The organism is Patescibacteria group bacterium, assembly GCA_028711655.1.
GTDB lineage: Bacteria > Patescibacteriota > Patescibacteriia > Patescibacteriales > JAQTRU01 > JAQTRU01.
Genome location: JAQTRU010000050.1, coordinates 1 through 6,195 on the forward strand (window position 1 = coordinate 1; position 6,195 = coordinate 6,195).

Below are 6,195 nucleotides of genomic sequence, written 5' to 3' on the forward strand. Positions count from 1 at the left end.
TCTTGGAGTGGCGGCCAAAAAACTGGAAGCCAATAAAAAAGTTTTTGCGGAGAAAACCGGCACGCTTATCGGCGTTTTTGAAATCAGGAACGGCAACCAGGAAGTTTCTTTGGACAGTTTTGATTTAAGCTTGGAAAAAAGCTCCGGCGCGGCAAACCTTGATAAAGAAGTTTATATGGTAAATTATGACACCGGCGAAACCTTGGGCCAGACCGGCGGTCAGGCTTTAAGCGCCGGACAGATTAATTTTAATATCGCCGATAAGACTTTAGGTCCTAAAAAGAATATTACTTTGGCTTTTATAACCACCCTGCCGGCCAGATTGCAGGACGGCCATACCTACCAGCTAATTTTAAACAAAGTAAATTACCGGACCGCAGACAGCATCTTTTTAACGAACGCCATTGACATTAAGGGGGAGGCGTTTAAGGTTGTTCTGTCTAAAATTTCAATTTATCCCAATAATGATTTTTCCGGCGAAGTTTACACCAAGGGGCAAAGCAAGGTTAAAGCGGCCAGTTTTTACCTGGAATCTTCGGCTGGAGACGACATCGCTATAACCAGCCTTTCCATTGACAGGGGCAGCTCTGATAGCGGCCTGACTTATGCCAATGGTTTTTCCAATTTGAAAGTTTATATCGGGAGCAAAAGCATTGCCGTTATTTCCCAGCCGGATAAGAGCGCTCATAGGTTTGACGGCTTTTCCTACAAATTGCCGGCCGGGAAAAGAATTGAAGTAAAAGTTTATGTTGACACAATCAAAGACTTAAAAATAGACAAGTCCAGCCTGAAAATTACCGGCTTAGCGGCCAAGGGATATGGTTCGGGCCTGGAAACCGAAATCGCCGGTTTGAACGCGGTAAGCCAAGATGTTTCTTTTGTCGCGGCCAAGGCCCGGGTCGAACCCGCAACCGCCGGCAAAATAATTATAGGCGGGAAAAACAATCTTGCCGCCGGCTTCAAAATAACCAATACCGGCGGAGAGGCCATAAAATTGAATTATCTGACAATCAATGCTACCGGCAACGGTTTTTCCAACAGCGCCGGTTATAGCGACCTATGGGTCGGAAAAGCCTCTGACAACAAAAGCATCAGCAGTAAGATTTCCAAGCCGGTATCGGGCAGCAATCGGATTAGGCTTAATTCCTACGTTTTGGAGGCTGGCCAAGAGCTGGCTATAAATGTTTATGTTGATGCCGGCGCTTCCGTTTCTGCCGGCAGTTTCGGGGTTTATTTAAGCAATCTGGAGGCTTCGGGGAAAAATTCAAAAGTAGGGGCAAACATAAGCGGTCTGCCCACCTCGGAATTAACTGTAACGGTAGCGGCGGAGACAGATTAGAATTTAATCTCTAGAATATTGGAAAGACGCGGAGGGAAAATTCTTCGCGTTTTTTCTTGCCCAAAATCAAAAATCCAGCTAAAATAAAAGTGGATAAATATGGAATTATTTTTATACAATACGCTTTCCCGAAAAAAGGAAGAATTCAAGCCGATTAGGCAAGGTGAAGTTGGGCTGTATACTTGCGGGCCGACGGTTTATAATTTTGCCCATATCGGCAATTTGCGGACCTATTTGTTTGAAGATATTCTGAAGCGGGTCCTGCTTTACAATGGCTATAAGGTTAAACATATAATGAATATTACTGATGTTGGGCATTTGACAGGGGACCGCGATATGGGCGAGGACAAGCTGGAAAAAAGCGCAGCCAAAGAAGGCAAAAACGCCTGGGAAATTGCTGAATTTTATACTAAGGCTTTTAAAGAAGATCTAACCAAATTAAATATTATTCAGGATGATATAAAATGGCTTAAAGCCACCGAAACCATAAAAGAACAAATTGAGTTAATAAAAAAACTGGAAAAGAAGGGTTATACCTACAAAATCAGCGATGGTATATATTTTGACACTTCAAAATTTAAGGATTATACAAAACTTTCCCATCAACCCCTAAAATCTTTGCAAGAAGGGGCGCGAGTAGAAAAAAACGATGAAAAAAAGAATGCTACTGATTTTGCTTTATGGAAATTTAGCCCCAAAAATGTAAAACGGCAGATGGAATGGGAATCTCCCTGGGGTATTGGTTTTCCCGGTTGGCATGTTGAATGTTCGGTTATGAGTATGATGGGGCTGGGCGACCAATTAGATATACATTGCGGCGGAATAGACCATGTTAACATCCATCATACGAATGAAATCGCCCAGTCCGAGGCCGCCACCGGCAAGAAGTTTTTTAATTATTGGCTGCACGGCGAGTTTTTAAATATTTCCGGCGGGAAAAAAATGGCCAAAAGCGAGGAAAACTTTTTAACTCTGGAAAACGCCTTGATTAAAAAAGGGATTGACCCCCCGGTTTATCGGTTCGCGGTTTTGCAGACCCATTATAGAAAGCCGATGGAATACAGTGAAAAAATAACAATAAATGCCAAAAATGGTTTGGAGCATCTATATAATCAAATTAGGGAATTAGGAATTAAGAATAAGGAATTAGGAATTAAGAGAGTAGATGAAAAATTTAGAGATAAATTCTTAACGGCTATAAATGATGATTTAAATATGCCGAAAGCTTTGGCCGTAGTTCAAGAGTTGTTAAAGTCAAATTTGTCTGCCGGAGAAAAATTATCAACAATTTTAAATTTTGATAGAATATTTGGTTTAAATTTGGGTAAGAAGGAGAAAAAAATACCAATAGAAATTGAAGAGTTGAGAAAAAAAAGAGAAACTGCCAGAGCGGAAAAAAATTGGGCAGAATCGGATAAACTGCGAGAAAAAATAGAAAAATTAGGCTATATAGTCGAAGACACTAAAGAGGGATCAAGAGTCTTCAAGAAATAGTTCGCACCCTTTAAAAAAGGAGGAACCTTGGCTAGATTTATCGGTGTCCGTCCGTCTCACCTTTTATGGAGGGCTAGAATGATGAAAACGAGAACTCTTTTTAATTTCGTTGTTTGCCGAATAATTTTCACTGTCAAAGCCGGGGGCAGGGGAGGGAGGTGATCCTAATATTGCCCCCTGTCAGCCCCGGCTGCCAACCAAATCTAGCCAGATTTGACAAGGAGGGCAATATAGATCTTCAAGCCGGACTTTTTATTTGTCCGGCTTTTTTTAAAATAACATTTCACTGTATTTATTCTCCCTATTGAAAACTGCCAAAGGGTGGCCGCCAGCGCGGAAACAGGCGGCCAGCGCCGAGGATGACAAAAAGGGTAAGATATGATTTACTTGTTTTATGGATAATTTTTGGTTAAAACTAAAAAATTCCCGCCAGAAAGCGGGACAGGCGATTTACGCTTTGGCGCCCATGGCCGGGATTACGGATTCGGCTTGGCGGCAAATCTGCAAAGAATTCGGAGCAGATGTAGTTTATTCGGAAATGGCTTCGGCCACGGCTTTGGCCTATAATTCGGGAAAAACCCTGGAAATGCTCAAATTTAGCCCTAAGGAGCGCCCTTATGCGGTTCAGCTATTCGGCTCTAACCCGGAGCATTTTGCCAAAGCGGTAAAATTAATTGAAGAAAAAATTAAACCGGACGGAATTGATATAAATTTCGGCTGTCCCGTGCCCAAGATAGCTAAACAAAAGGCCGGAGCGGAATTATTTAAAGATTTAAAGTTGTCCCGCGAGATTTTAAAAGTTGTTATTGCTAATACCACTTTGCCGGTTTCCATTAAAACCAGAACTAAAGTCGGATCAGTTGATATTTTACAATTTTTAGAATATGTCAGGGGTTTGGATATAAAAGCGATTATGGTTCATGGCCGGACTTTTTCACAAGGATTCTCCGGACCAGTAGATTTTAAAATTATAAAAAAAGCCAGAAAATATTTTTCTGGAGTAATTTTAGCCAATGGCGGAGTAGTGGACAGGCAGACGGCCCAGGATTTGCTGGAGAAGTCGGGAGCAGATGGAGTGGGAATAGGGCAGGGGGCGCTGGGAAGGCCGTGGATATTCTGCGAACTAAAAGCTAAAAGCGAAAAAGTAAAAACTAAAGGGGAAATATTTGAGATTATTTTGAAACAGGCCAAATTAGCTTATAAATTAAAAGGCAGGCAGGGGATAGTGGAGATGCGGAAACATTTATGCTGGTATGTTCAGGGATTATCTGGAGCAAGGAAATTAAGAGAAAAGTTGGTAAAAGTAGAGAGCCTAGATGATATAAAGAGAATTTTAATTTCCAAAACCAAAAATTAAATATTAAATATTAAAAAAAATATGTAAAAATAAAAAATTTTTAAGATTTAAAATTTTTGTTTTTGGTCTTTTATTTTTGATATTTGATATTCTTAGAAATTTAGGATTTAAGAATATAGAAAAGACCGTGAATTTAATTACACGGTCCATTAACGCCGATGCTAAAAACGACTACATCCCCCACTGGTCAGGTTGAAATCCCTTTCTAGCTTCTTTAGCGGCGCAAGCGCTATTTTTTTTGAAAGCCTTAAGGTCTTTTGGGGAAAGGTTGCTAGGAACTGTAGTTTTTCCTTTCCCAAAAAAATTCGCGATTAAATCCTTAATGTAATCAATCATGGCCTTCTTCCTTATTTATTTGCGATATGCACTTAGCTATCTATAAAGAGCAATAATTTTAAGTAGTTTTTATATTATTTTATTTTTATATTATTTCCTGCCTGCCGGCAGGCAGGTATTATTTTATTTTTAAAATTAGAGCCATCTTTTCTTTTCAAAAAATGCCAACATGCCTAGGCAACCAACCAGCATAATGGCGATGACAACCCAAAAACCGTTGCTTGTCTCCACAAAGGGCATGCCATTCATCGTGTTCATGCCAAAAATAGCGGCTAGCAGAGTAAGGGGAAAGACAATGACGGAAAAAATAGTAAGAGTTTTCATGATGTCGCTGATGCGGTAATTAAGCAAAGACTCATTGGTGTCGTGCAGGGCCTCAATCATTTCTTTTTGGCTTTCCAGAAATTCCCAGATTCTTTTTGAGTTTTCAACCAAGCGGTAATAATGTTTTTTTATTTCCTGCTCCGGCACCAAGCTGCTCTTCATCTCGGTTAAGCCTTTTAAAATATTTTTGTGGTTTTGCAGTATTTTCCGAAGGTTGATTATATTGCGTTTCAAGTAAAGAATGCGTGAAACCGCCTCTTTCTGTTTTTGGGCGAAGATTGTTTTTTCCGCCTCGGCAATGGCCAGACTGGTTTGGTCAAGAAGGCCATAACAAGAAAGCATTAGCTTTTCCAGCAGTTCATAGAGAAGAATGGCTGATGATTCAAATTTATAAGCCAAAAGAGAACTCTCTTTCTTCTGGCAAAAATCAAAAAAGTCATCCAGGGCCCCCAAATTATTATCATGCAAAGTGACCAGATAGCCATGGCCGATAAAAAAATCGATCTCTCCGGAGCAAATATTGCCGTCAACCAAAACCGGAAAATGGAGGATTAAAAACAAATAATTTTTTCCCAGTTCGGCCATCGGCCTTTGGGCGGTTGAACCCGCCAGGGAGGCCCGCAGATGTTTTGAATCAAAATTATATTTTTTCCGCAAAAATTCCGATTCCTTTTTGCCGGCGTTGCCAATGTTCAGCCAAATTAATTTTTCTTTAAGCGTCTTCGGATTATCAATAGTTATTTCCTCAATGTTTTTTGAAATTTTTTTATAACCAGGCATAAATAGTTAGGTTGTGGATAAAATAATTATTAACTTTATTATAGCACAAATTTATCTTGTTAGAAACAAAGCTTTGCTCAAACTTTGCCTTCCCCCCAAGAATAAATTTCCGGGTGGGCCTGGCGGGATCGAATGCTTTGAGGATTTAAAACTTTATGTTATAATAAAATTATTCCAAGAAAAATCTTTAATAAATATCTTACAATAAAAAAACAAATATATGTTTGAAAAAATCCTTAATTTTATTAAATACAATAATGCCACAATCTTGATTATCGGCCTGGCTCTTGTTTTCGGCGCCAGCGCCTTGGCTTCAGAGGCCGGGCAGGCGGCTCTTGGCCAAAAACAAACCACCATAGAGGGAACGGACAATACTTTGTTGCTGGCGGCGGATTTGGAAAGCTTTGATATGGATTACAAGATTGAAAAGATAGAGGAGGATGAGGAAATGTATTATATCACTTTAAGCCTAACCCCAAAATTTAGACAGTATGCTAAGATATAGATATTGGCATAATTAGTCTAAATCTATGGGTAATATCAAACGCAAGCATCCAACGCCATT

5 protein-coding genes are annotated in these 6,195 nt (G+C 39.9%); 4 read left to right on the top strand and 1 reads right to left on the bottom strand.

Annotated elements, in window-relative coordinates:
- The 3 genes from PHQ42_04960 to PHQ42_04970 all read left to right on the top strand — a co-directional run.
- Positions 1–1,339, top strand: a 1,339-nt coding sequence (locus PHQ42_04960; GenBank protein MDD5072051.1) for a hypothetical protein, incomplete at its 5' end; no start/stop codon positions are given.
- A 99-nt stretch (positions 1,340–1,438) separates the two neighbouring features.
- The gene (cysS, locus tag PHQ42_04965) at positions 1,439–2,833 is read left to right on the top strand and encodes a cysteine--tRNA ligase (GenBank protein MDD5072052.1); all 1,395 of its coding nucleotides are present in this window, start codon (positions 1,439–1,441) and stop codon (positions 2,831–2,833) included.
- Positions 2,834–3,227: 394 nt separating this feature from the next.
- Positions 3,228–4,190 carry a tRNA-dihydrouridine synthase gene (locus PHQ42_04970; protein MDD5072053.1) on the top strand — a complete coding sequence of 321 codons (963 nt, stop codon included), beginning with the start codon at positions 3,228–3,230 and terminating at the stop codon, positions 4,188–4,190.
- Between the two features lie 471 nt (positions 4,191–4,661).
- On the opposite strand, the gene PHQ42_04975 is transcribed toward PHQ42_04970, so the two are convergent.
- Complete coding sequence (locus tag PHQ42_04975; protein ID MDD5072054.1) at positions 4,662–5,630, bottom strand: magnesium transporter CorA family protein; 969 nt, start codon at positions 5,628–5,630, stop codon at positions 4,662–4,664.
- A 220-nt stretch (positions 5,631–5,850) separates the two neighbouring features.
- Between PHQ42_04975 and PHQ42_04980 the strand changes: the two genes are divergently transcribed.
- The gene (locus PHQ42_04980) at positions 5,851–6,135 is read left to right on the top strand and encodes a hypothetical protein (GenBank protein ID MDD5072055.1); all 285 of its coding nucleotides are present in this window, start codon (positions 5,851–5,853) and stop codon (positions 6,133–6,135) included.
- The last annotated feature ends 60 nt before the right edge of the window (positions 6,136–6,195 follow it).

What these genes read in the sequence shown, in the direction of transcription:
- cysS (MDD5072052.1), top strand. Translation starts at nt 1,439, where the DNA reads ATGGAATTATTTTTATACAATACGCTTTCCCGAAAAAAGGAAGAATTC.
- PHQ42_04970 (MDD5072053.1), top strand. Translation starts at nt 3,228, where the DNA reads ATGGATAATTTTTGGTTAAAACTAAAAAATTCCCGCCAGAAAGCGGGA.
- PHQ42_04975 (MDD5072054.1), bottom strand. Translation starts at nt 5,630, where the DNA reads ATGCCTGGTTATAAAAAAATTTCAAAAAACATTGAGGAAATAACTATT.
- PHQ42_04980 (MDD5072055.1), top strand. Translation starts at nt 5,851, where the DNA reads ATGTTTGAAAAAATCCTTAATTTTATTAAATACAATAATGCCACAATC.